Consider the following 25,106-nt stretch of genomic DNA (forward strand, 5'->3'; position numbering starts at 1 on the left):
CAGAGGTTTCAGGGAGCACTGCCTGCACCCCATCCCCTAGCCCTCCCCTTGAAGGGGCGGGCGCTTGGTCAGGCATGCGCGCTCGAACACCTCCACTTCTACCGGCCGCCCGAACAGGTAGCCCTGAAACGCATGGCAACCGTTCGCGACAAGAAATTGCCGCTGCGCATCGCTCTCGACACCTTCGGCGATCACGCTCAGTCCCATGCTCTCGCCCAGCGCGACCACCATCTTCGCAATCGCAGCATCGTTGTGATCGGTCAGGATGTCACGAACGAAGCCCTGATCGATCTTGAGCTGGTCAAGTGGCAGGCGCTTGAGGTACACGAGCGACGAGAACCCGGTACCGAAGTCGTCCAGCGAGAACCCCACACCGCGCGCCTTCAGCGCACTCATCTTGGCACTGACGTCATCGACCTTGTCCACCAGCAGGCTTTCGGTCAGCTCGAGCTTGAGCAGCTCTGGCCGCGCACCCGTTTCGTCGATGATCGCCAACACCTCATCGACGAAGCCAGCCTGACGGAACTGGACCACGCTGACATTGACCGCGATCGACAGTCCAGCCAATGCCGGATGCCGTGCCCATGCCGCGAGACGGGTACAGGCGGTCCGCAGCACCCACCGCCCGAGCGGTACGATGAGCCCCGTCTCCTCGGCCAGCGAGATGAACTGCTCGGGCCCGACGATGCCGCGCTCGGGATGCAGCCAGCGCAGCAGTGCCTCGGCACCGGTCACGCGGCCGTCCTCGACGACCTGCGGCTGGTAGAACAGACAGAACTGCTCCCGGGTCAGCGCCTCGTGCAGGCTCGCTTCCAGTTCAGCGCGATTCGCGATTGCCGCCTGCACCACCGGATCGAAGAAGCTCAGGGTATTGCGCCCTTCGGCCTTGGCCTGGTACATCGCCAGATCCGCGCGCTTGAGGAGCTCTTCGACGCTTTCCCGCTCGCGCCCGAACAATGCCACGCCGATGCTCGGGGTACTGTGGTGCTTGTTGTTGCCGAGCTGATAGGGTTCGCGCAGGACGGTAAGGATCTTCTCGGCAATCTGCCGTGCCTGTACCGCGGCCTGGGTGTGCTCCTCGCCGAGATCTTCGAGCATGACGACAAACTCGTCGCCCCCGAGGCGCGCCACGGAGTCGGTCTCGCGCACGCATACCTGCAACCTTTGCCCCACCTGCAGCAGCAGTTGATCGCCGGTATCGTGCCCGAGGGTATCGTTGAGGGTCTTGAAGTTGTCGAGGTCGATGAACAGCAAGGCGCCTTCGCAATGTCGTCGACTGCCGCTGGCAATCGCCTGCTGCAGACGATCGATCAGCATCCGGCGATTGGGCAACCCGGTGAGCGGATCATAGAAGGCCAGCCTGATGACCTTTTCCTCGGCCGCCTTTCGCGCCGTAATGTCTTCCTTGACCGCGACGTAATTCGTCACCTGCCCATGGGCGTCGCATATCGGCGCAATCAGCACGTTCTCGATGTAGGTGCTGCCATCCTTGCGCCGATTGTGGAATTCGCCCTTCCACAGCGCCGCCTGGCTCAGGGTGCTCCACATCGCGGTGTAGGTTGCGGCCGGCGTTTCGCCGGACTGCAGGAATCGCGGATTGCGTCCAACAACCTCTTCCAGCGTGTAGCCGGCGTTCTGCATGAAGGCCTGATTGACGTACTCGATCCTCGCCTCGGTGTCGGTGATCATGATGCTGGCCGGACTCTGCTCGACCGCCATCGACAGCTTGCGCAACTGGGTTTCGGCGGCCTTGCGGGCGGAAATGTCGCGCGTTACAGAAAGGATGCATTGCTCACCGTCGACCTCGATCAGGTGAGCGGACATCAGCGCCGGAATGATCCTGCCATCGCGCGCAAGGAAGTCGGCCTCCAGATTCTCGCAATACCCCTTTTCCTCCAGGATATCGCGTAGACGGCGTCTATCCTCGACATTGCGCCAGACATTGAGCTCGAGCGAACTGCGCCCGACCGCCTCCTCCCGCGTCCACCCGGTGAGGCGGGTAAAGCCTTCGTTCACGTCCAGGTAGCATCCATCGACCAGCCGATTGATATTGATGGCATCCGGACTGGTGACGAAAGCGGTGTGATAGCGCTCCTCACTCTGTCGCAGCGACGCCTCCTTGTCCGCCAATGCCTCAAGCACGTGGTTGAATGCGCGCACCAGTTGGCCGATCTCGTCCTTTCCGGGCGGCAGCCTGAGCGGCCCGGTATCGGACTTGCTGGCCAGTTCGTCGATGGTCCCGAGTATTGGCGAGAGTTGCCGTGCAAGCATCCACCAGATCGCACCGGCCGCCAGCGCGGTCATCAACAGCGACGCGACGATTACCCGCTCATGCATGTCACCAATAGGCGCAAAGGCGTCGGCCGCGGACAGGGAGAGGGCAAGATGCCAGCCTGATGCCGGTATGCGCTTCATCGCCACCAGTTGCTCCTCACCATGCGAATCGACCAGCACGCTGACCCCTTCGTAACCGGCGAGCGCGCGCCGCCGATAAGCGTCGCCTTTGGCCGCATCCAGGTGCTGCATGATGCGGCGCTTGTCGGTGGCGGTCACGATCAGGCCGCTGTCCGGCGTAAAGACCAGATACTGCCCTGCGTTTACCGAGGACAATTCGGGGACTCGATCCAGAAAGCTGCCTGCGTCGAGATTGGTCACCCCGACCAGCACGCCACGTATGGTGCCATTGTCGTCATGGATCGGCGCCGCAATACCGAAGGCCGGCGCGACCGGCCGCTTGCCGATGACGGGATGACCGATCACCGGTTCCCGCTGGCGCAGTGCCTCGCGCACGTAATCGCTGTCGATATAGTTCAAGCCCAGACGCCCGGCGGTCACAGGCAGTTCGGCGATGACCGTCCCCGCAGCATCGAGCACGATCACGCCATCATTGAAGGCCCCATCCAAGATCAGCCGCTGATCCAGAAAATTCTGCAGCGCGGTGGCGTCGTGCAGGAGATCCGGCGTAATCAGCGCCGAGACCCTGTGCAGCATATTCACCTGGCCGACGAGGTGCCGATCGAGCGCGCTCGCCGCGACGGTCGCGGCGGACAGGAGTTGCTGACCCAGCAGCGCCTGAACATCGTGGCGCAACGTGCGATGGGCGTAAATCGTCAGAGACCAGATGCTGACCACGAAAATCACCAGCGTGAATGCGGTGATCCGGGTCCTGAGCGAATGTCTGTGAAAGGTATGCAGGACGCTCATCACCACACCGGTACGATGGCTTGCCGCCTGCAATGCATGCAAGGGGCCGCTGGTGAAATTTCGATCCCGACCGTCTCACCCGTGCCAGGGCTGAGGCGGAACCTCCCTTTCCAGTCGCGGAACAAAGGCCCGTGTACTGGCCGGCCGGACTCACGCACACGGCAGATTGCCCGCCTGTTTGCCGAGTTCAGCACCAGTCATGAGGATACACGCGTGTGCCAATTACCCACAAAGCAATAATGGATTAAGGCAGGAATTAATTGTGTGTCCGGCGCATCCGGGCATGCGTGATATCAGGAACGAGTCCGGTCCTATACCGGAGCAGATGCCTTCTCGAGCAACAACGGCCCGACCTGCGCCAGCCAGGTATCGATGCGCTCATCGGTAAACATGCCTTGTGTGCGCGCATCGATGACCAGACCGACGAAACGGCCGTCCACGACGGCCGCCGAGTGGTCGAAAGTATAGCCATCGGTGGGCCAGCTCCCGACAATCTCTGCGCCGAAGCCCTTGAACACCTCGTACAGGCGCAACAGCGAACTGGCGAAACGGTCGGCATAGCGTTCCTGTGCGCCGAGCCCGAACAGTGCAACGCGCTTGCCGGAGAAATCGGCGTGTTCGAACTGCGCCAGAAACTCTTCCCAGTTGGGCTCGAGGCAACCCGCACTGCGACCGGGGATGTCGCCGATGCCGTAGCTTGGCGTGCCCAGGATCAACGCGTCGTACTGCAGCATCTCGTCGAGCGCGATGCGATTGACGTTCACGGGTTTGGCGGCCAGTTCGTCACCGAGCTTCTTGTGAATCTTCTTCGCAATCAGACGGGTGGTGCCGGTTTCGGTGCCGAAGAATATGCCGATCTTGTTCATGATGGTGGTGTACAGACGATGGGATAGAAAATCGCGGATATCGACATGCGGCGCTCAGGCCAGGGCGTCGCGCATCAGTTGCGCCACATGGGCTGGCCGTCGCGCCACGCCCTCGATAATCTGGTGGCGACAGGAGAATCCATTGGCCAGCAGCGGCGCATCAGGTGCCGCGCGCAGGGCCGGCAGCAGATCGAGTTCGGCCATCTTCATCGAGATCTGCGCATGCTCGGCATCGAGGCCGAAGCTGCCGGCCATGCCGCAACAGCTCGATTCGACAAACTCGAAATCCAGCTGCGGTATCAGCCGCAGGACCTTGCGCAGTGACTTCATCGCACCCACCGCCTTCTGGTGGCAATGACCATGCACCAGCATCTTTGCCGTTCCCAGTGGCTTGAGGTCGAGTTGAAGGCGCTTGCGGTCATGCTCGCGGGCGATGAACTCCTCGAACAGATACACCTGCTTCGCCAGCGCCTCGGCCTCCGGCCCCAGGCCGAGTTTGAGGTGATCGTCGCGCAAGGACAGGATGCAGGACGGCTCCAGCCCGATCACCGGCACGCCGTCGGCCAGTGCCGGACGCAGCGCGGCCTGCATGCGCCGCGCTTCGCGACGGGCCGCCTCGACCTGCCCGAGCGACAGCCAGGTGCGGCCACAGCAGAGTGCTCGATCTGGCTCGGGATCGTCCGCCGCAGGTCCGAGCACGCTGACCTGATAGCCGGCAGCACGGAGCACCGCATGCGCGGCATCGGCAATATCCGGCTCGAAATGACGTGCGAAGGTATCGACGAAGAGATGAACGCGGCGTGCCGTGTCGACCGCTGCATCGCCATCCGACGCAGGGGCGGCATAAGGACGTCTGACGGGCTCGGGCAAGGTACGACTGGCAGAGATCCCGAGCGTGCGCTCGAGCAGGCGCGCCAGCAGCGGCACACGGTTGCGCAACCGGACCAAGCCACGCAACAGCCGCGAATAGCCGAGCCAGCGCGGCAGTCCACCGAACAGGCGGTCGCGCATCGACACCCCCGATATTGCGTTGCGCTGGGCCTGCCATTCGATCTTGATCGCCGCCATGTCGACCTGGTTGGCACACTCGCGCTTGCATCCCTTGCACCCCACGCACAGATCCATCGCCTCGGCCAGGCGCGGGTCGGCGAACGGCGCAGGTCCATATTCGCCATTGAGAGCCGCCTTCAGCGCCAGCACCCGCCCACCCGGCGACTGCAGGGCTTCATCGGTGGCACGGTAGCTGGGGCACATCACCCCCTTCGGCTTGCGCTGGCACAAGCGGTCGCTGATGCACACCGCCACCGCCTTGGCGAAGTCGCCGCCGGTCGCTGGGATACCCGCGTAGGCATCACCCTGCCCGGCAGTCTCGTAGCTCGACCAGTCGAGTTGATGTTTCATTTCCTTCCTCCGGAGAGCAAGGAAAGCAAGTCCGATACCAGCGCAAACGGCCCGCATCCGTGCCACAAATCAGCACGCGCATGACGGGAACCCGACAAATCCGACATCGGAAGTGCAAAAGGACACGCAAACGCGAGCTTGCGTGTCCCGCCCGGCTTCAGTACTTGCCGTACCTGTCCACCAGCGCGGTCGGGCGCCGGCGTGGCCACGGCACCGGCTATTCGTGACGGAGCGCTTCGATGGGGTCGAGCTGCGCCGCCCGACGTGCCGGAAAATACCCGAATACCACGCCGATCGCGGCCGAGAACAGGAAGGAAATCAGGTTGATCGACGGGTCGAACACGTAGGCAATGTTCATCACACCGGACAAGACCACCGACGCTGCCGCGGCCAACGCGATGCCGATTACCCCACCCAGGCTGGACAGCACCACGGCCTCGATCAGGAACTGCAGCAGCACCTCGCGTTCGAGGGCACCGATGGCCAGGCGGATGCCGATTTCGCGGGTCCGTTCGGTCACCGATACCAGCATGATGTTCATGATACCGATGCCCCCCACCAGCAAGCTCACCGCGGCCACCGCACCCAGCAACATGGTCAGGATGCGGGTGGTGCCGGTCAGCGTCTCGGCGATCTGACGCGTATCCATGACGCGGAAGTTGTCCTCCTCGTTGTCGCCGATCTTGCGCCGTTCGCGCAGCAGGCGCTCGAGTTCGGCCTTGATGGAGTCGATCGACGCACCACTGCCGGCCGACACCATGATCATATTGACGTCCTGGCTGCCGCTGAGACGGCGCTGTACCGTGCGCAGGGGCATGACCACGATGTCATCCTGGTCCGAACCCATTGCCGACTGGCCCTTGGACTTGAGTTGCCCGATCACCTCGCAGGCGAACTGCTTGATACGGATCTCGGCACCCACCGCACTCTGCTGGCCGAAGAGCTTGTCGCGAACGGTATTGCCGATCACGCACACTGCCTTGCCGGCGCGCTCCTCGCTCTCGGAAAAGCTGCGGCCTGCGGTGAGTTCCCAGTTGCCCGCGGAGAAGTAATCGTTGCTACTGCCGGTGACCACCGTCGACCAGTTGCGCGATTGATTGACCGCCGTCACTGCACTGCTCACCACCGGCGCGACGGCAACCGCAGCGCCGATCTGACTACGCACGGCCTCGACGTCCGCAAGCTTGAAGTTCGGCGCCGCCTCAGAGCCCGGCCCAAAACGTTGGCCTGGACGCACCATCAGCAGATTGCTGCCCATGCTGGCGATCTGGGCCGACACCGAGCGCGTCGCACCGTTTCCCAGCGTCACCATGGTAATGACGGCCGCCACGCCGATCACCACGCCCAGGATGGTCAGGAAGGATCGCATCAGGTTGCGCCGGATCGCGCGCATCGCCAGCAGCAAGGTATTCCACAGCATCAGGCACGCTCCTCCTGGCGGTGATCGCTATCGACCCGGCCATCCTTGAAGCGAACTACCCTGCGGGCATAGGCCGCCATGTCGGGCTCGTGCGTCACCATCAACACGGTGATGCCGCGGTCACGGTTTAGACCGCTGATCAGCTCCATGATCTCGCAACTGTTGTGGGTATCGAGATTGCCGGTCGGCTCGTCGGCCAGCAGGACCTTGGGATCGGTCACGATGGCCCGGGCGATGGCCACGCGCTGTTGTTGCCCACCGGACAATTCGTTGGGTGCATGATCTTCCCAGCCCGCGAGACCCACCTGTTGCAGCGCCGCACGTGCCGCCGCGTGACGGGACGTTGCCGGCTCGCCGCGGTAGATCAGCGGCAACTCGACGTTCTCCAGCGCCGTGGTGCGCGACAGCAGGTTGAAGCCCTGGAACACGAACCCAAGAAAGTGCCGCCGCAACAACGCGCGCTGGTCGCGCGTCATGCTTTCGACATGCGCGCCCTGGAACGTGTAACTGCCTGCGGTGGGAGAATCCAGACAGCCAAGGATGTTCATCACCGTCGACTTGCCCGAGCCACTGGGGCCCATCACCGCGACGAACTCACCTTCGTCGATCTCGAGATCGATCCCGTTCAGGGCCTGGAACGCGGCGGCACCTGCGCCGTAGGTTCGGGTAATGCCGGCAAGCCGGATCAACGGCGACGCCGCGGTCATGGATTGGCACTCGCGGTTTCGGTGATCACCTCCATGCCGGCCTGAAGATCACCCCCCACGATCTCGGTCACGCGGCCGTTGGTGGCGCCGGTCCGGACCTGCAGCGGCACGACCGTGCCCTCACGCAACACCCACAGGCGCTGACTGCCGTCATCGGCCCGCGGCGGTGCACTCGCCCGCGGTGCGCTGCGGGGCGGGCGCGGCATCAGCGAGCTGAGTACGCTGCTGCCGGCGGTGCGCTGCGCGCTTGGCGCAGGGGGCGAATAGCGTAGCGCGGCATTGGGCACCAGCAGCACCTGTTCGCGGGAAACCGTCGTGATTTCGGCGGTCGCCGTCATGCCCGGGCGCAAGCTGAGGTCGTCGTTCGCCACCTGCAGCACGGCCGGATACGACACCACGCCGTCGCTGTCGGTCGCATTGAAGCCCACTCGTGTGATCGCAGCCTCGAAGCGCCGGCCCGGCCATGCATCGACGGTGAACGATGCCTTGAGTCCGGCCTTGACACTGCCCACGTCGGCCTCGTCGACATCCACACTCAATTCCATCTTCGACAGGTCTTCCGCCAGCGTGAATAGCGTAACCGCCTGCAGGGACGCCGCCACCGTCTGCCCCGGATCGACCGCACGCAACAGCACCACACCATCGATCGGCGAACGGATGCTGCCGCGTGAGAGATTGGTGAGATCGGTCTGCAGCGCGGCCTTGGCCTCGGCGATGCTGGCGCGGGCACTGGCGACATTCGCGTCGGCGCGCTCGACATCCGCCTGTGCGCTTTCGATTTCGATCTTCGACGGCACCTTGCCACCCGACAGGCGCGCCACCTCGCGATACCGGTCAAGCTTGGCCCTTGCCTCGACAACCGTGGCCTGCGCCTGTTTCAGTGACGCCTCCGCCACCGCCAGCGCACCGCGCGACTTGGCAACCGCATCTTCGAACTTCGAGAGATCGAGCCGGGCCAGTACCTGCCCCTTGCGCACACGCTCGTCGTCATCGACGAGGACCTGCGCGATCGTGCCCGACAGTTCGCTGCCGAGATTGACCTGATTGGTCGGCGCCAGGTTGCCCGTCGCCGACACCGTTACGACCAGGCTGCCGATCCGGGCCGCTTCGGTCCGGTATTGCGGCAGACCGGACTCGGTTCTGCGACCGAAGATCATGAAGATCGCAACTGCGACCACCAGGACGGCAGCGATGATGAGGCGCCAGCGCCCGGACCGGCTGCCGCCACTGCGTGCAAGAATGCTGTTGAGATCGGGCGCAGACACCGCTGCGGTCTTGTCGGACTGATCTTTCATGAGGCGCTTCCGGGTTGGCTGGCAGCACTGGCGGGCGACCATCCGCCGCCGACTGCCTTGTAAAGCTGGATCTGGGCAGTGGCGAGGTCGCCGGTACTGCTGGCAAGCTGGTCTTCGAGACTGAGCAGGGTGCGCTGACTGTCGAGTACGTTCAGAAAATCGGTGAGGCCGGATGCATAGCGATGCTCGGCGATCTGCAGCGCCTCGCGCGCCGCCGCCGTTGCCTGTGCGAGTTGGTGCCGGCGCTCGCCGGCATTGGCCACCGCTACGAGCGCATTCTCGACGTCCTCGAGCGCCCCCAGCACCGCAGCCCGGTAGGTGAGCCGGGCCTGTTCGAGCAAGGCATCCTGGATCTCGATATTGGCACCGATCCTTCCTGAATCGAAGATCGGTGCGGTCACGCCGGCGAACAGCGAACGCGCCGCGCTGGCGCCATTGGCCAAACTCTCGAGGCTGAGCGCATTCAAGCCGAGCGAGCCCGACAGGCTGAAACTCGGGTAGCGCGCCGCCTCGGCCTCGCCCAGACGTGCGGTTTGTGCCGCCAGCCGGCGCTCCGCGGCGCGCACATCCGGGCGCTGGCGCAGGGTATCGGCGGGAATGCCCACTGCCATCGATACGTCGGTCTGAGGAATCACCGCCTCGTTCAGGCGTGCCTGCCATTCCTGCCATTCGCCCGGCGTACGCCCGAGCAGCAACGCGAGCCGGTTCTGCGCCCCGGAGATCGCCGTCCGCAAGGCCGGCATGGCCGCACGGGCGCTCTCCAGCTCGGTCTGGGCCTGTGCGGCGTCCAGCGCCGACACCAGCCCGGCCTGAACCCGCCAGCGCGTCAGGTCGAGGGTTTCGCCGCGCGCGGCCACGCTGGCCTCGGCCACGGCGAGCCGGCGTTCGCTGGTGCGCAGATCGACATAGTTCAGGACCACTTCGGCCACCAGCGAGACTTGGGTGGCGCGCAGACTCTCGGCACTCGCACCGAAATCAGCCTCTGCGGCCTCGACACCACGCTTGAGCCCGCCAAAGACGTCCGGCTCCCAACTGGCGTCGAACCCCGCACTGTAGAGATCGGTCGTCCTGCTGTTGTCGCCGACCCCGGTGGTGGTGCGGCTACCCGAGCCCGTGGCGGTCATCGTCGGCCCCAGCGCGGCACCGCTCAGCGTGCGGCGCGCCCTTGCTTCGCGCAGTTGCGCCGTTGCCGTGGCCAGATCGAGGTTGGCCGCCAGTGCGTCAGCCACCAGGCCATCGAGCACCGGGTCCTTGTACTGACGCCACCACTGCGCCAACAACACCGTATCGGCCGCGGCGACGGCCGTCTTTGCCGACCATTTCGGCGGAACGCTCGACTCCGGCGGCCGATAGTCGGGCCCAACCGTCATGCAGCCCGACAAGGCCAGCGCGGCCAGCAGCGCGAGACACCTCCCCCGATCGTCGCGCGGGACGCCAGGGGCAGGACGCGGGCGTAACCCGACAAATGGATTCATGTGCATTCTCGTGAAGGTCGTTTGCCTTGCTCCGATCGCGATGACGTCCGCGATCGGGCAGTGCAATTTGTTGGCCTGAAAATGGTAACGTCCGCCCCCGCGGACAATGTGTTGCAATGTATCGACTTTGTAGCGGCAGGCCCGATACCGACGCAGCCGTGGCCATGACCGACCCGGTCAGACAATCTGCTTGCCAAACACCACCGGTTCTCGTCTATAATCCGCGCCCTTCAGCGCCCGAAAGACACGTCCTCGACCTGTCGCAATAAATTCGGGATGCGGGAGCCCTGGTGGTGAAATTGGTAGACACGCTATCTTGAGGGGGTAGTGGCGAAAGCCGTGCGAGTTCGAGTCTCGCCCAGGGCACCAAATGCAAGGCAACACGTCGAAAGCCAGACCACCCGATAACACGGGAATCTGGCTTTTTTCGTTGCCACGCGGAATGCCGGCGGAAACAGCAAACAAGCAAGTGGGGTTTCAGATGCGAGTACAGGAAAATCCGGCCGACGTCGGTCGATGCGGCTGCGGTCGCCGCGAATACTGCGATGGCAGCCATAGCCTGACCGAGGCGCAATGGCAGGCACTATGTGTGAAGGAGCGCGAAACCGAAGGACAGACGCGGCAACCGGAAGAACGTCACACCGCCTAGGCAGAAAGGGTCATTCCCGCCCTGCCCAGGCAAGCTCCGGACAAACTCAACGCCTTCTCTGCCAACCCGCACGCCTGAGCGCAACACTGCCAACGCCGGCCAGCATCATCGCGAGCAAGGCAAAGGCGGCAGGCGACAGTGCTGGAATCTGGGTCAGCGGCAGAATGGCCGGTCCGACCGGATCGATAATGTGCCCATCGGCACCGGTGCTGTCACCGACACCACCATCGATCACCGAGAATCGAATCGTCTTCGCCGTACGGTCGATAACCCCTCCCGACACCGCATACCACCGGCTCGCACCGCCGAAGTCGGGCGCCACGGGGCCGAACTTGCGCACCGCCATCGGTCCCGAAAAATCAGCACCGGGGAACCACAGGGTGACCTGCGCCGTCGTGCACTCGAGATCGAAACTCGCAACCCCTTCGGGATAGCGCGCATCGCCGTCCTTGATTCCCAGCGAGTCTGCGCTCACCACCGAGAAGGAGACGATCTTGTCGCAGCCGCCTTCCACCGACAACGCCACGGCACGCCCGGTGACCGGACTGACCAGGCTGGCCACCGTTGCCTGCAGGGCATCAGGGATACCGTCACCGTTGACGTCCCCCAGCGCCTGCTCGACTGACGTCGGTATCCCGTCACCATCGGGATCGGATTCGTCGAGATTCAAGGGCGTCAGATCGCGCGGCGCACCGGCTACTTCGACTTTCAGGATCGCGCTTGCCTGAGCGAAGTTTTTCACCGCACCGGCATAGGTCGCACGCACGAGATCCGTCGAGCTTGGATAGTTTGCTGCCGCCGCACCGGCTGGTACCGCCAGCGTAACGTCGAAGGTACAGCTTCCGCCGGGTGCAAGGGATCCCCCCGACAACGCGAGCGTGCCCGTTCCGCTCAAACTCGAACCCGCACCGCATACATCGGCAGCCGGCAGGCCCGTCGCAACCAGGCCGGATATCACCCGACCCAACACCTGGCTAACGTTGATCGACGTCGCTGCTTCCGTCAGGCTGTCGTTCGTCAGCGTAAAGCGCAGTGTCGTGGTCCCACCCGGTGCCACGGGATCGTCGATGAAGGCTTGCGTCGCACCAAGGCCCCCCACGGTGAGCATCGTCGCGGCTGCAGTGCCCATAGTGACCACGCCACGCGCCACGCCGGATGGCGGGCTCGACGTCAACGCATACGTTCCCGAAGCCGCGAGCGCAGGCACGGAAAGCGGTACCGAGAAACTGCAGTTCTGCCCGCTCCCCAGGACGCCGCCCGTCAGCGCGAGAACGGTGGCACCCGTCAGCTGGGACCCGCTGCCACAGACGTTGCTCAACGGCAGACCGCTCGCCGACAAACCCGATAGCGCCGCATCGAGATCAAGCGTGAACGCGATAGCGGAAAAACTGTCGTATTCATCGGCATCCACCTGGCCCCCGCTATCGTTCGACAGCAGGACATCGAGCGTCGCAGTACCACCCGCAGCCGCGAAGCTCTCCGCGATATCAAGCGTAAGTGCGGGTGGCGGCACGACGACGAAACTGTCTTCGGTGACCCGCGCATCCAGCGTGACAGCTGCGACAGTACCCGTCGCGGTCTCGGAAACACTGCTGAAACGCCCGCTGCGAACGCCCGCCGTAATCGGCAAATCAACGTCGAAGCTGCACGTTCCGCCAGGCGCCAGACTCAAGGAACCAGACACACGCGCCGGATCAATTGTGTTGGCGACAGTTCCGCTGAGGGTGCCACCGCACACGGATGTACCGCCAGGAAAGGTCGGCACCGTACTGACATAATCACCGTAATTATCGACAAATGTAAAACTCAAGCTGTCCGTCGCACTGGTGTTGGCTAAGGTGTAGCGGAGTGTGATGCTCTGTCCGCTACCAACCACCGGTGCCAAAAACTTCTTGACCAACCGAGGCACGGCGTCCACCTGTAGAACATCTGTTGCTGCATTCGATACGATCGGCCCCGCTCCCAGCGTTCCGGACAGCGCGCTGGTGGTATTCGGGTAGCTTCCACGCGCCGCACCCGCGGGGACCTGAAGGGGCACAGAGAACTCGCAACTTGCACCCGGTGCAAGGCTGCCACCCGTCAGCGTCAGAACACCGCTACCCGACAGGCTCGACCCGCTCCCGCACACATTGGAGAGCGGCAACCCGGTAGCACTCAGCCCCGAGAGGGCGGCGTCGAGATCGTCGGTAAAGGAAAGACCGCTTGCCGAGTCCGTACGCGAGGTATTGACGATACGAAAGCTGACACTGACCGACTCGCCCGGAATAGCCGGGTTGCGTTCGATACGCTGGGACAGGCCGACCGTGTCGGCCAGCACCTCCAGCGCCGCAAGCGCGATACCACCGCCCCCACCCGGGCTAACCGTCAGTGGCGACGAGGCATGTGCAAAGCTACCGACCGCTTCGGCAAAGACATCGACAGCGATCGTGCAGCTTGAAGACGCCAATGAAAAGGCAGACGTCAAACTGATGCTACGCGTCCCCGGAAGCGCCGATACAGTGCCTCCGATGCAAGTCGACACTGTCGAATTGACCGGATCGGCAAGAACGAGCCCCTGCGGCAACTCGTCGGTAAAGAGCACGGTTGCAGGCGAGCCGCTTCCGGGGTTATCGACCGTATACGTCAGGACAACCCGATCGCGCCAATGCACGGTTGCAGCGCTGTATGCAGCGTGAAACGCGGGACGCGCACTATCGACCGTCAGCGTCGCAGTACTCGATCCGCCGTTGCCTTCGCTGCTGGTCAGATCGCCACTCGTATTGGAGAAACTGCCTGGGGCAGCAGCGACAACATAGGCGGAAACGGTACAGCTTCCACCAGCAGGCACCAGACCTGAAGCCAACGTGATCGTCGAACCGCCATCGGGCGCGCTGACCTCGCCGCCACAGGTGTTGCGGACAATTGCCGGGCTGGCAAACGTCACGCCCGCCGGCAGGGTGTTGGCAAACGCCACCGACGTAAGTGGGGCCACACCGCCATTCTGGATGGTGAACGTTAACAGGGTGGCCGTACCGGGCGCCACCGTGGAGGGCGCAAAAACCTGGGTAAACGCAGCCAGCGCCGGCTGGGCGAACGCCGTCGCTGTCACAGTCACGAAGCAGGCAAGCCAACGGACAAGCGAACCACCGATGCGCAAGTCGAAACGGGCCGACATCTCGTTCAGTCCTGTTGACGGATCTGCAGCCGCGCCTGCAACGCCTCGATCTGCTCCTGCTGCTTGACGGTGTATAAGGTGAGCTCCTCGACCTTCTTGAGCAACTTCAGCTGCAACTCGGTCATGTTCAGCCCGTCGCGCTCGATCTCCGCAGCAGACGGAATGCCGGGCAGATGCCCGTTGGTCTTGATGAAGTCATGGACGTTCGTCAATGGCGGCAGCACGTAGCTGCTTGCGAACACGTAGTCGGGAACCGTGTTAGCCGGAATACTCGACGCGATCACGGAGCCGCCAAGGCTGAGATTTCCGTTCGTATCCAGCCGCATCCGGAGCTTGCCATTGAAGGCAACACTCAGACCCGCTTCATTGGCCTGGATATCCCACACCGCCGGCGTGAAGCCGCCAGAACCGTTCTGTTCGAGCCGGATCGCCGGCGCATTTGCACCGCTCACATGAACACGCTTCTGTGGCGCATTCGTCCCCAGGCCAAGGTCGCCCGTCGACGACACGAAGACGCTATAGCTTGGCGCGCCGCCCATCAGTGTGAATATTTCCCGTGTGGCGGTAACGTCCTCCACAGAGAAGCGGTTACGCCCGCCATTGGTCGAATCATTGGCCACCAGCTCCCAGTCCGTACTCGGAAACGAGCCACTGCTGCTGGTATCGACGAACCTGACGCGGGTATTGTTTTCCTTCAGCCTCAGGGTTTCGAAACTGAACACCTCACCGAGAGCGCAATCCATCCCGACACACTGACTGCCCTGAATGATCGAATCGTCTGCAACCACGTTGTCTGCACGGGCAGAAAACGGCAAGGCGAGAACCAGAGCGGCGACGAAGATGCGATTTTTCATTTGATCAATCCTGGCGTGACTGTCGGGAGCCGGCTCGGTGGCATCGCCACATGCACAAAACGAAGGGGCGCTCGCGCAGCCGGCACATCTGCGCAAAAAGTCTAACAGAGAAACACTCTGTAACATGCTCGCGCTATCGCAGCGCCTTCGGGGCGCCTGCCGCAATGCAAGCCATAAGCCGACAATCGCACCTCGATTGATGCATCCGCTGTGCTACCCGGGCAACGCTGACATACGTGGCGCAAGCGCTATGGCGCCATGAACCCTGATGAGGTCAAGCAACTGCGGCAGCTGGAGTCAGAGAATGCGCGGCTCACGACGATGCTGGCCGAGCGGAGTCTGGAGATTTACGTGATGAAGCAGATCGCGGCAAAAAAGGGAGCACCTGCGCACGCCGAGCGCAGGTGCTTTACGCAGTGAGGCGAGGCGTTTCGCGGCACCTCAGGGTTTGCGGCAATACATCATGAAGATCGGGTAGTTCCGCGCCGACGTGCCTTCACCACGCGTCATCCGGAACACGGTGGAGAATGCCACCTCGGTAAAACCCGCCTCTTGCGCAAGGCGCCCCAGATGCGCGCGCTCGAAGCCGTTGTGGCCATCGAAGCCGACGCCGTGAAATGAACCATCTTCGGCGTCCAGATCGGCGATGCACAGCTGCCCGCCCGGCTCGAGCAGTGCATTCAGGTCCTGAAGCAGCCGTGCCGTATCGGACACGTGGTGCGCCGTCATCAAGGAATAGATCAGGTTGAAACGCTGACTTGGCAGCGGATCGGCAGCCAGGTCAAGACGCAGGGTTCGCATGTTGTCGAACCTGCCGTCGACGATCTTGCGCTCGGCAACCGCCAGCATGCCCTCCGAACTGTCCATCAGGGTCAGCTGTCCCACGCCGGGCTGCAGGAAGAAGCTCAGCAGTCCGGTACCGCTGCCAAACTCCATGGCTCGGGTTTGACGTGAAAGCGGCACGCGCGAACGGATGGCCTCGGCAACGGCCGCCGCACGCGCGACCTTGACCGGGTCGGCATCCCAGGTCGCGGCCTTGGCATCAAATTGGCTCATGATTGGTGATCATCCTCGCAGGCAATCAAGCGCATCATATTCCCTGCCTGCGCGCCGCAGCCAAGCCCGTGCATGGGCAGCAGCCGGACAAGCGGCTGAATCCGCCCCCTTCCGCAGGAAATGGCGCCGGATTCAGCCGGGTTTGAAGCCACGCTCAGAACGCCATCTGCCAGCCTGCAGACAGCCAGAAGCTCGGCGCTTCGCCCTTGGTCGTGGCATTGAGCATCAGCGAGCCCTTGCCGCCGCCCATCGTGCCTTCCACACCCACGCCTGCACGCAACCAGTCCTGCTTGTAATCGGTACCGGCAAAATCAAAATCGAACAAGCCGACAATCACCCCCGACGTGCGATCGCCCTTGCCCTCGAATCGATGCGCCGCTTCGAGCACGCCCAGCAGCTTCACGCTGCCAGCAAGCGGCCTGGCCGCATTGACGCCGACCCGCAGTTCGGTGGCCGCGTCGGTGCGCGCATCGAAATGGGCCGGGAAACCACCACCGGTCTCGGTGTAGGCATCGAGCTTCGCCTCGGTGTAGCTCAGATCGACGTAGGGCGAGAAATCTGCGCCACCCACACGATAGGCATTGTCCCAGTCGAGTCGGGCGCGCAGGCCCCAGGCGTCGACATCGGGCGTCCCCACCGAACTGCTTTGCACACCCGCATTCTGATACCCGCGGCGGATGTCACTATCGCCCCAGTACCCGTAGCCGCCGATGGTTGCCCACAGACTGTCACTCACCGGCATCAGCGCTTCGGCCAGCAGGTAGGTTCCGTCGCTGCGCACACGACCGTTCAGCGTCAGCTCCTGTTTCGCCCAGCTCTGACCCAGCGACACGTTCAGCTGCAGCGGCCCGAAGTTGTAGCCGAGCCCTGCCTCGGCCAGGCCGAGGTCGCCGTCACGCGTGCCGTGATTGTCCGTGCCCCAGTCGCCGACGAGCCAGAAGGCCTTCTGCCCCGCCGCCACACGTCGCGATAGGGGCCGGCTGTTGGCACCGTTGAACACCGTGCCCGCGGTCGACAATGCCGCGTTGGCACCGGTCGCCGCAGCGCCGAGGCTGGTTCGAAGGTCATCTACTGCAACCAGGCCACTTGCCCCGCGGGCAATGAATGCACGTTGGTTGGTGTTTCGGTTGGTCAACTGCCCAACCACGATACTGCCATCCTGGTTGGTTGCGGTGGCTTGATATGTAATGTCCTCGGGAACAACCACACCGCTGTCGCGCAGCCAATCCTCGACCGTCTGCATGCCTGTGGCTTCGGTCCAACGCATGGCCCTGTAGTCTCTGACATTGCCGTTCACCGTAAATACGTATCCAACGATGACGCGCCCGTCTCCTGATATGCCGTATGCAGCCGACTCGACTCCTCCGTCGATGACACCCAGACTTTGCAGGCCGCCTGCCTGCGTCCAGCGAAATGCCTTGTTCGCATTGCCGAACGCTCCATCGTCCGAAGTTCCGACAATAACCGTGCCATCCGCCGAAACACCATATGCGATTGAACTGAAGCCGCCGTTGATGACGCCCAGATTGATCATCCCTTCCGCCTGTGTCCATCGAAATGCACGTGCGTCGGATTGCCCGACAATGACCGTTCCGTCGGCGGAAACCGCTCTTGCTTCAGAATTGGCGAAAGCGCTACCGAGCGTCCCCAGATCGACCATTCCACCCGTCTCAGTCCAGCGAAACGCCTTCCACGCAGATGAACCAAGAGCGGCACCAACAACAACAGTTCCATCCGCGCTGACTCCGTAGGCCAACGATCGGGTACTACCATCCAGCGTTCCGAGTCTTGTCATCCCTGTTGATTCAGTCCATCGGAAAGCGACCCAACTCTTATATGGATAGGCGTGCTCAGCAACGGCGAGATCTTCTGAATTCCCGACAATCGTCTTTCCGTCAGCACTGACCGCACTCGCGTAGGAACTCCCACCAGTACCACCAAGCGTTCCGAGTGCTACCAATCCCTCGGATTCAGTCCAACGATAAGCGACGGGTTCGTATCTGTAAGCCCACCAAGCCTCCTCGAGGTGTGATTCCTTTGTAATCGTGACAGCAACTACAGTCCCATCTCCAGAGATTCCGGAAGCAATTGATGACGATCCCCATGGCGTCACGCCGAACTCATGAATCCCCGGCTCTACGGCGTAAACACCTTCCACGGCCAATGCGGCTGACACTGCCAGCGCGATCCGAAGCATGCTCGGCCCGGACTTGGTTCCGGATACCACAGGCACGTTGATCCGTTTCATTCTGAAACTCCCTGTTTAGCGGAACGCCGTTGACCTCAACGACATTACAATATGCCAAAAGAGATAATTTTAAGTGAATTTTCATATAACGCTAAGCAGCATGGTGTTCGTATCATCCCTACGCACGCGCCGGAAACGCAACTTTTCAGCTTGCAGTCAGGTGATCCGGGCGCATCCGAATCAGCAATGCGCCGATCGCCGTGATCGTGGCCAACGCGGTCACCCCCGTCCAGCCCCACTGCGACTGCATGACGCTGCCCAGTGCCGAGCCGATGGCCATGCCGATGAACATGCCCACCACCAATACCGCGTTGACGCGACTGCGCGCACCGGGATCGATGCCATAGACGATTGTCTGGTGCGCGATCAGGCTGGCCTGGATGCCGAGATCGAAGCCAACGGCGCAAAGTACGAGAAGCCATAGAGCGGCCTGCGGCGGCATCAGCGGCAGCAAGGCCATTGCCGCAAACGACATCGCGGCAATGCCGGCGCCCAGGCGCGTCACCACCTGCGGACCGCGGCGGTCGGCAAAGCGGCCTGCAAGCGGCGCAGCCAGGGCGCCGGCCGCGCCTGCCAGACCGAACGCGCCGGCCGCCGCACTGCCCAGGTAAAACGGTGCGGCGTGCAACATCACCGCCAACGTGGACCAGAAGGCGCTGAATCCGACAGAAAGCAGCGCTTGCGCCAGGGTGGCGCGACGCAAGGCGCGGTGACGCTTCCACAGGCTGGCCAGGGAACCGAGCAAGGCCGCGTAGGGCAAGTCGGTAGTGGGCCTGAAGCGGGGCAGACCGCGCCACACGGCCACGCCGATGAGCGCCACGTTGACGGCGGCCGCAATGAACATGCTGCGCCAGCCGAAATGCTCTGCGACGAAGCCGCTCACCACACGCGACAGCAGGATACCGAGCAGCAGACCGGTCATCACGGTGCCGACCACTTTGCCACGATGGGCGTCGGGTGCGAGGGTGGCGGCGGCGGGCACCACGTCCTGCGCCATGGTTGCCGCCAGGCCGATGCCAAGACTGGCAAGCAGCAGCAGGCCGATGGATGGCGCAGTGCCCGCCAGCAACAGGGCAAGGACCAGCATCGCGGACTTGATCAGGATGATGCTGCGCCGATCGAAGCGGTCGCCCAGCGGTGCCAGCAGAAGGATGCCCAGCGCGTAACCCAGCTGGGTGAGTGTCGGCACCAGCCCGATCATTCGATCGGAGGCGCCAATATCCGCCCCCAGTATGCCGAGCATGGGCTGGCTGTAATACAGGGCCGCAACGGCAAAGCCCGTCGCCGAGGCAAGCAGAAGCACCAATGACGCGGGCAGGCCTGAAACGGCGCCTGCAGCAGCCTGCAACTGAGGCGGAATGGCGGCACCGGCCAGGTCCGCCGTATTCGTATTCTGTATGTTGGACATGATCTCTAATCCGGTCTGAATTCCATGCCTCGAGTCTGCACAGCACAGGATTAAAGGGGTAGTGCCATGACTTGCACATTTGTTATACATTCGACGCATGCAAGGAAGCCGCCCTCCACCCGCACTCACAGCATCCGGATCGACCGATCGCATCGAGTTGATGCAGACCTTCGTGCGCATCGTCGAGGCCGGCAGCCTCTCCGCCGCCGCCGCACAACTGGGCACGACGCAGCCCACCATCAGTCGCCGTCTGCAGGCGCTCGAACGTTCACTGGGCCTGCGCCTGCTGCAACGCTCGACCCACGTGATGCGCCTCACGGTGGATGGCGAACGCTGTTTCGAACGCGCCAAGGCGCTGCTGGCCAGTTGGGCCGCATTCGAATCGGATCTGCGCGGCGCGAACGAAGAGCCGGAGGGCATCCTGCGTGTCGTCGCACCCCATGCATTCGGCCAGGAACGATTCGTCAGACCGCTGGCCGACTTCCTCCACCGCCATCCCAGGGTCAGCGTCGAATGGCTGCTGCACGACGATATCCGGGATTTCATCGCCGCCGGCATCGACTGCGCCATCCAGGTCGGTGAAGTGCGTGATCCGGCACTGGTGGCGATCAAGCTGTCGGAAATCCCGCGCATCGTAGCCGCCGCCCCCTCGGTGCTGGCTGACGGGCCGCGACCCGAGCAGGCAGCGGACCTCGCCTGTCTGCCCTGGCTGGCGCTGCGCACCTTCTACCGCAACGAGATATCGCTGACCCATGCACGAACGGGCAAGACCGAGCGTATCGCGATCAGTCCACGCGTCAGCACCGACAGCCTGTATGCACTGCGCAGCGCGGCACTGATGGGTCTGGGCGTGTGCGTGGGCTCGGCATGGCTGCTGGCCGACGACATTGCACGGGGCGACCTGCTGCATCTGGCCCCGGAATGGCAGGCGGCGCCACTGCCGATCTATCTTGTCTACCCCTATGCGCGCTTCTATCCGGCACGGCTGCGTCAGTTCGTCGACACCATACGGGCGGCGATGCCGTCGGTGATGAACGGCGCCGGGATCGACACACAATACTGAATCAGGCCGACAATACCGCCCGCGCCAGCGCGCAGAGCGCCCTGGCGCCCTCCTCGATCAAGGAAAACCCGACATGACCGACGTCACCATCTTTCACAATCCCCGCTGCGGCACCTCGCGCAACACACTGGCCATGATCCGCGAACGGGGCATCGAGCCACAGGTGGTCGAGTACCTGAAGTCGCCGCCGACGAAAGCACGTCTCACCGAACTGATCGCGGCCAGCGGGCTGCCGGTGCGCGAGCTGATACGCAGCAAGGAGGCCGTTTTCGCCGAGTTGGGCCTGGCCGACCCGAAGCTCGGCGACGACGCCCTCATCGACGCGATGGTCGCTCATCCGATCCTGATCAACCGCCCCGTCGTCGTCACCCCGCTCGGCACCCGGCTATGCCGTCCGGCCGAGCTCGTGCTCGGGATTCTGCCGGACACGACGCCTCGCACCGTCGATCCGGAGCCGACAGATGCCTGATGCGCTGAGCGACATGCCCAATCTCGAGGCGGACCTGTTTCGACTGCCGGACCCGGCCCGACTCCACCCGGCACCCGCATCGACCCATGCCCCGCGCATCCTGCTGCTCTATGGATCGCTGCGCAAACGCGCATTCAGCCGCCTGGTGGTGGAAGAGGCCGCACGCCTGCTGCAGGCCATGGGCGCCGACACCCGCATCTTCAACCCGAGCGGCCTGCCGCTGCCGGATGACGCCCCCGACGACCACTCCAAGGTGGTCGAACTGCGCGAACTGACGCAATGGGCAGAAGGCATGGTGTGGTGCTCGCCGGAACGCCATGGCGCCATGACCGGCATCATGAAGGCCCAGATCGACTGGATCCCGCTGGCGATGGGTGCAGTGCGCCCCACCCAGGGCAAGACGCTGGCGGTAATGCAGGTGAGCGGCGGCTCGCAGTCGTTCAATGCGGTCAACCAGATGCGGGTGCTCGGACGCTGGATGCGGATGCTGACCATCCCCAACCAGTCATCGGTGGCGAAGGCCTTTCTCGAATTCGACGACCAGGACCGCATGAAGCCGTCACCCTACTACGATCGCATCGTCGACGTGATGGAGGAGTTGGTCAAATTCACCCTGATGACACGGGATGCCGCAGACTATCTTGTCGACCGCTACAGCGAACGCAAGGAGAGTGCGGAGGCGCTCTCGCGACGGGTCAATCAAGGCGCGATCTGAATTCGACCGACCAAGCCCTGAAGTCATGCGGCGACCTCGAACCGGCTGGTTCAGCTGTCGCTCAAGCGCACCAGCAACTTGCCCCGATTGCCACCGTTGAACAACAGCCTGAGCGACGGAAAGGCCTGCTCGATGCCCTCCACCACATGGGCCTGGTACTTGAGCCGGCCGGCCTGGAACCAGCGGGTGAGGTCGCGCTGGCAGCGCTGCTGCTCGGCGCCGCCGAGGAAGTCGAAGACCACGAAACCTTCCATGCGGGCGCGGCGCATCAGCAGCATGAAATGGTTCTTCACGCCGTAGAGGGCGTCCGGGTCCTCGATGTTGTCGTAGTCGGAGATGCCGCCGCAGATCACCACCCGCGCGCCCATGGCCAGATGCGCCAGGGCGGCGTCGAGGATGGGCCCGCCGACGTTGTCGAAGAAGATGTCCACGCCGTCCGGGCAGGTGCAGCCGATGGCCTCCAGCACGTTCTCGGCCTTGTAGTCGATGGCCGCGTCGAAGCCGAAGTCCTCGATGAGCTGGCGGCACTTCTCCGGTCCGCCGGCGATGCCCACCACGCGGCAGCCGGCGATCCTGGCGATCTGCCCGGCCGGGACGCCGGTGGCCCCGGCGGCGCCGGAGATCAGCACCGTCTCGCCCGGCCGTGGCTGGCCCTTGAGCAGCAGGCCGTAATAGGCGGTGTGAGCGTTCATGGCCAGGGCGCAGATGGACGCTTCGAGCGACACCTCGGTCGGCGCCGGCATCTTCATCATGAAGGCGGTGCGGTCGGGGTTGATGATCGAGTACTGCGCCCATTGCATCAGGCCGTAGGCGATGTCGCCCTCCTGCCAGCCGGGCGCACGGGACTTGTCCACCACACCGATGATGAAGCCGCGCATGGGGTCGCCGAGCGGGATCGGCGGCAGGTAGGTGTAGCGCGGCGACAGCCACACCCGGTTGGTGGGGTCGAGGGAGAGATACACCCCGCGCACCCGGATCTCGCCCTCGCCGGGCTCCGGCATGGGCTGCTCGCGCAGCACCAGGTTGTCGTCGCTCATGGGCCCGTCGGCATGGCGGTTCATCGCCCACAGCGTGTTCGTTTGCGTCATGTCTCCTGCTCCTTCTGTTTTTGTCGACGGGCTAAAGCGTGTAGTCCGGGCAGTCGCGCGCGAAGGCGATGTAGTCGTCGAGCGCGGCCGGGTTGGCCATTGCGTCCCGGTTCGCCGCCTTCGCCACCGGCACGCCCATGAGCAGCTTGCGCACCGGCACCTCCATCTTCTTGCCCGTGAGGGTGTAGGGAATCCGCTCCATGGCGTAGATGCGATCGGGCACATGGCGCGGGGAGTACTCGCTGCGCAGGCGCGCGCAGATGCGTTGTTCCATGGCCTCGTCCAGTGCCACGCCGGGTTCCAGTTTCACGAACAGGGGCATGAAGAAGCGCCCGCCCGACAGGTCGAGGCACACGATCAGGCTGTCCGCCACGCCTTCGATCGCCTCCACGCAGCGATAGATGTCCGCCGTGCCGATTCTGACCCCGAAGCGGTTGAGCGTCGAGTCCGAGCGGCCATAGATGTAGCAGCCGCCGCGCGCGTTGATCTTCAGGTAATCCCCGTGGCGCCACAGGCCGGGGTACACCTCGAAGTAGGATTCCCGGTAGCGCACGTCGCCCGCGTCGTTCCAGAAACAGAGCGGCATCGATGGCATGGGCTGGCACACCACCAGTTCGCCCACCTCGTCCACCACCGGTTCGCCGGCATCGTTCAGGGACTTCACATCCGCGCCCAGCATGCGGGTCTGGATCTCGCCGGCGTACACCGGCAGGGTCGGCGAGGCACCGACAAAACCGGTGGCCACATCGGTGCCACCGCTCTGGGAGGTGAGCCACAGGTCGGGGTTGATGTTCTCGTAGCACCACACCATGGACTCGGGCGTCACCGGCGAGCCGCCCAGCAGGATGCCCTCGATGCGCGACAGGTCGTAGGTTTCGCGCGGATGGATGCCGCCCTTGGCCATCATGCCCACATAGGTGGGGCTGGCGCCGAAGAAGGTGGTGCCGGTGTCGGCGGCCATGCGCCACAGCACGTCCGGGTCCGGGTGGGCGGGGTTGCCGTCGTAAAGCACCGCCGCGGCACCCGACAGCAGCGAACCGACCACGATGTTCCACATCACCCAGCCGGTGGTGCTGTAGAAGAACATCACCCCGCCGGGCTTGAGGTTGAAGTGGAAGTGCGAGAGCTTGAGCATCTCCAGCGTGATGCCGCCATGCCCGTGCACGATGGGCTTGGGCAGGCCGGTGGTGCCCGAGGAATAGACGATCCACAGGGGATGCTCGAAGGGCGTGGGCGCGAATTCGAAGCCGGGCACATCCGCCCCGTCCCGCACCACGTCCGGCCACAGGGCAACGCGCACGCCCGGGGTCGCCGCCGGGCCGGGGTCGTCCGGATTCAGGTAGGGCAGGCAGACGATGGTCTCCAGCGTCGGCAGGCTGGCGGCGATCTCGCGGGATTCGGGCCGGCGGTCGAAGTCCTTGCCGCCGTAGCGGTAGCCGTCGATGGTGAACAGCACCTTGGGGCGGATCTGCACGAAGCGGTCGAGCACGCTCTTGACGCCGAAATCCGGCGAGCAGCTCGACCAGATCGCCCCCACCGCCGCCGTGGCCAGCATCGCCACCGCCGCCTGCGGGGTGTTGGGCAGATAGGACACCACCCGGTCGCCCTGCTCCACCCCGGTCTCGCGCAGCCAGGTGGCCAGGCAGCGCACCTGACGGGCCAGTTCGTCCCAACTCATGTGCTGCAGCGGAGCGAGCTCCGACAGGTGATGCAGGGCCACCTCGCCCGGCCGCGCCTGGCGCAGCAGCTGCTCGGTGAAGTTCAGCTGCGCGCCGGGAAACCAGCGCGCGCCCGGCATCACCGGGTTCTCCAGCACCGCCCGGTAAGGGGTCGGTGAGCTGATGCCGAAGTAGTCCCACAGGGCTTCCCAGAACGCCGCCACATCCTTCACCGACCAGGCCCACAGGGCCGGGTAATCGGCGCAGTCCACCCCGCGCGCGCGCCGCAGCCAGTCGATGAACGCCGTCACGTTCGAATCGCGGGCGAAGGCCTCGCTCGGCGTCCACAGCAGATCGCCTTCATTGACCATGTCGC

The 25,106-nt window shown here is 63.9% G+C and carries 17 protein-coding genes, 1 tRNA gene and 1 pseudogene; 5 read left to right on the forward strand and 14 right to left on the reverse strand.

Features of this window, described 5'->3' with window-relative positions; translation table 11 throughout:
* Positions 1–36: 36 nt before the first annotated feature.
* The 7 genes from J5J83_RS15045 to J5J83_RS15075 form a co-directional block, all read right to left on the reverse strand.
* A complete protein-coding gene (locus J5J83_RS15045) occupies positions 37–3,204 on the reverse strand; it encodes an EAL domain-containing protein (protein WP_212350492.1) in 3,168 nt (1,055 codons plus the stop codon).
* 311 nt (positions 3,205–3,515) lie between these two features.
* Positions 3,516–4,070 (reverse strand): flavodoxin, encoded by a 555-nt coding sequence (locus tag J5J83_RS15050; protein WP_212350494.1) that lies wholly within the window; start codon positions 4,068–4,070, stop codon positions 3,516–3,518.
* A gap of 54 nt (positions 4,071–4,124) precedes the next feature.
* Positions 4,125–5,471, reverse strand: coding sequence for a (Fe-S)-binding protein (locus tag J5J83_RS15055; RefSeq protein ID WP_212350496.1), 1,347 nt, complete (start codon positions 5,469–5,471; stop codon positions 4,125–4,127).
* A gap of 217 nt (positions 5,472–5,688) precedes the next feature.
* Positions 5,689–6,891 carry an ABC transporter permease gene (locus tag J5J83_RS15060; RefSeq protein WP_212350497.1) on the reverse strand — a complete coding sequence of 401 codons (1,203 nt, stop codon included), beginning with the start codon at positions 6,889–6,891 and terminating at the stop codon, positions 5,689–5,691.
* Positions 6,891–7,598, reverse strand: a complete 708-nt coding sequence (locus J5J83_RS15065; RefSeq protein ID WP_282959131.1) for an ABC transporter ATP-binding protein — start codon at positions 7,596–7,598, stop codon at positions 6,891–6,893. Before J5J83_RS15065 ends, J5J83_RS15060 begins: the two co-directional genes overlap by 1 nt.
* Positions 7,595–8,893, reverse strand: coding sequence for an efflux RND transporter periplasmic adaptor subunit (locus J5J83_RS15070; protein WP_212350499.1), 1,299 nt, complete (start codon positions 8,891–8,893; stop codon positions 7,595–7,597). The genes J5J83_RS15065 and J5J83_RS15070 overlap by 4 nt, the downstream gene beginning before the upstream one ends.
* Positions 8,890–10,368 carry an efflux transporter outer membrane subunit gene (locus J5J83_RS15075; protein WP_212350502.1) on the reverse strand — a complete coding sequence of 493 codons (1,479 nt, stop codon included), beginning with the start codon at positions 10,366–10,368 and terminating at the stop codon, positions 8,890–8,892. Before J5J83_RS15075 ends, J5J83_RS15070 begins: the two co-directional genes overlap by 4 nt.
* A gap of 284 nt (positions 10,369–10,652) precedes the next feature.
* Between J5J83_RS15075 and J5J83_RS15080 the strand changes: the two genes are divergently transcribed.
* Positions 10,653–10,737: transfer RNA gene (locus J5J83_RS15080), tRNA-Leu, on the forward strand.
* 326 nt (positions 10,738–11,063) lie between these two features.
* Here J5J83_RS15080 and J5J83_RS15085 read toward each other — a convergent pair.
* Entirely contained in the window at positions 11,064–14,171 is a 3,108-nt protein-coding gene (locus J5J83_RS15085; protein ID WP_212350503.1) for a choice-of-anchor U domain-containing protein, read from the reverse strand.
* A 5-nt stretch (positions 14,172–14,176) separates the two neighbouring features.
* A complete protein-coding gene (locus tag J5J83_RS15090; RefSeq protein ID WP_212350505.1) occupies positions 14,177–15,025 on the reverse strand; it encodes a hypothetical protein in 849 nt (282 codons plus the stop codon).
* Positions 15,026–15,256: 231 nt separating this feature from the next.
* Between J5J83_RS15090 and J5J83_RS15095 the strand changes: the two are divergent.
* Positions 15,257–15,462, forward strand: a pseudogene (locus J5J83_RS15095) (IS3 family transposase); the annotation flags it as partial.
* A 4-nt stretch (positions 15,463–15,466) separates the two neighbouring features.
* Here J5J83_RS15095 and J5J83_RS15100 read toward each other — a convergent pair.
* The 3 genes from J5J83_RS15100 to J5J83_RS15110 form a co-directional block, all read right to left on the reverse strand.
* A complete protein-coding gene (locus J5J83_RS15100; RefSeq protein WP_212350509.1) occupies positions 15,467–16,081 on the reverse strand; it encodes a class I SAM-dependent methyltransferase in 615 nt (204 codons plus the stop codon).
* Between the two features lie 154 nt (positions 16,082–16,235).
* Positions 16,236–18,329 (reverse strand): autotransporter domain-containing protein, encoded by a 2,094-nt coding sequence (locus tag J5J83_RS15105; protein ID WP_212350511.1) that lies wholly within the window; start codon positions 18,327–18,329, stop codon positions 16,236–16,238.
* Between the two features lie 145 nt (positions 18,330–18,474).
* On the reverse strand, positions 18,475–19,737 hold the full coding sequence (locus tag J5J83_RS15110) for an MFS transporter (RefSeq protein ID WP_212350513.1): 1,263 nt from the start codon (positions 19,735–19,737) through the stop codon (positions 18,475–18,477).
* A gap of 160 nt (positions 19,738–19,897) precedes the next feature.
* Here J5J83_RS15110 and J5J83_RS15115 point away from each other — a divergent pair, with 160 nt between their 5' ends.
* The 3 genes from J5J83_RS15115 (at position 19,898) to arsH (ending at position 21,984) form a co-directional block, all read left to right on the forward strand.
* Positions 19,898–20,800: a LysR family transcriptional regulator gene (locus J5J83_RS15115; protein ID WP_249115739.1), complete on the forward strand. Its 903-nt coding sequence runs from the start codon at positions 19,898–19,900 to the stop codon at positions 20,798–20,800.
* Positions 20,801–20,873: 73 nt separating this feature from the next.
* Positions 20,874–21,269, forward strand: coding sequence for an arsenate reductase (glutaredoxin) (gene arsC / locus J5J83_RS15120; RefSeq protein WP_212350517.1), 396 nt, complete (start codon positions 20,874–20,876; stop codon positions 21,267–21,269).
* Entirely contained in the window at positions 21,262–21,984 is a 723-nt protein-coding gene (gene arsH, locus J5J83_RS15125; protein ID WP_212350519.1) for an arsenical resistance protein ArsH, read from the forward strand. Before arsC ends, arsH begins: the two co-directional genes overlap by 8 nt.
* A 50-nt stretch (positions 21,985–22,034) precedes the next feature.
* Here the strand turns inward: arsH and J5J83_RS15130 are convergent, their stop codons facing one another.
* Together J5J83_RS15130 and J5J83_RS15135 are read right to left on the reverse strand one after the other, a co-directional pair.
* A complete protein-coding gene (locus J5J83_RS15130) occupies positions 22,035–23,072 on the reverse strand; it encodes an NADP-dependent oxidoreductase (protein WP_212350521.1) in 1,038 nt (345 codons plus the stop codon).
* A 31-nt stretch (positions 23,073–23,103) separates the two neighbouring features.
* Positions 23,104–25,101, reverse strand: a complete 1,998-nt coding sequence (locus tag J5J83_RS15135) for an acetoacetate--CoA ligase (protein ID WP_212350523.1) — start codon at positions 25,099–25,101, stop codon at positions 23,104–23,106.
* Between the last annotated feature and the right edge of the window lie 5 nt (positions 25,102–25,106).

The organism is Azoarcus sp. L1K30, assembly GCF_018122735.1.
Taxonomy (GTDB): domain Bacteria; phylum Pseudomonadota; class Gammaproteobacteria; order Burkholderiales; family Rhodocyclaceae; genus Parazoarcus.

Excerpts from the sequence above, each read along its gene's own strand:
- J5J83_RS15085 (WP_212350503.1), bottom strand. The coding sequence starts at position 14,171 with ATGTCGGCCCGTTTCGACTTGCGCATCGGTGGTTCGCTTGTCCGTTGG.
- arsH (WP_212350519.1), top strand. The coding sequence starts at position 21,262 with ATGCCTGATGCGCTGAGCGACATGCCCAATCTCGAGGCGGACCTGTTT.
- J5J83_RS15130 (WP_212350521.1), bottom strand. The coding sequence starts at position 23,072 with ATGACGCAAACGAACACGCTGTGGGCGATGAACCGCCATGCCGACGGG.
- J5J83_RS15050 (WP_212350494.1), bottom strand. The coding sequence starts at position 4,070 with ATGAACAAGATCGGCATATTCTTCGGCACCGAAACCGGCACCACCCGT.
- J5J83_RS15135 (WP_212350523.1), bottom strand. The coding sequence starts at position 25,101 with ATGGTCAATGAAGGCGATCTGCTGTGGACGCCGAGCGAGGCCTTCGCC.
- J5J83_RS15065 (WP_282959131.1), bottom strand. The coding sequence starts at position 7,598 with ATGACCGCGGCGTCGCCGTTGATCCGGCTTGCCGGCATTACCCGAACC.
- J5J83_RS15060 (WP_212350497.1), bottom strand. The coding sequence starts at position 6,891 with ATGCTGTGGAATACCTTGCTGCTGGCGATGCGCGCGATCCGGCGCAAC.
- J5J83_RS15055 (WP_212350496.1), bottom strand. The coding sequence starts at position 5,471 with ATGAAACATCAACTCGACTGGTCGAGCTACGAGACTGCCGGGCAGGGT.
- J5J83_RS15105 (WP_212350511.1), bottom strand. The coding sequence starts at position 18,329 with ATGAAACGGATCAACGTGCCTGTGGTATCCGGAACCAAGTCCGGGCCG.
- J5J83_RS15045 (WP_212350492.1), bottom strand. The coding sequence starts at position 3,204 with ATGAGCGTCCTGCATACCTTTCACAGACATTCGCTCAGGACCCGGATC.
- arsC (WP_212350517.1), top strand. The coding sequence starts at position 20,874 with ATGACCGACGTCACCATCTTTCACAATCCCCGCTGCGGCACCTCGCGC.
- J5J83_RS15090 (WP_212350505.1), bottom strand. The coding sequence starts at position 15,025 with ATGAAAAATCGCATCTTCGTCGCCGCTCTGGTTCTCGCCTTGCCGTTT.
- J5J83_RS15100 (WP_212350509.1), bottom strand. The coding sequence starts at position 16,081 with ATGAGCCAATTTGATGCCAAGGCCGCGACCTGGGATGCCGACCCGGTC.
- J5J83_RS15075 (WP_212350502.1), bottom strand. The coding sequence starts at position 10,368 with ATGAATCCATTTGTCGGGTTACGCCCGCGTCCTGCCCCTGGCGTCCCG.
- J5J83_RS15110 (WP_212350513.1), bottom strand. The coding sequence starts at position 19,737 with ATGTCCAACATACAGAATACGAATACGGCGGACCTGGCCGGTGCCGCC.
- J5J83_RS15070 (WP_212350499.1), bottom strand. The coding sequence starts at position 8,893 with ATGAAAGATCAGTCCGACAAGACCGCAGCGGTGTCTGCGCCCGATCTC.
- J5J83_RS15115 (WP_249115739.1), top strand. The coding sequence starts at position 19,898 with ATGCAGACCTTCGTGCGCATCGTCGAGGCCGGCAGCCTCTCCGCCGCC.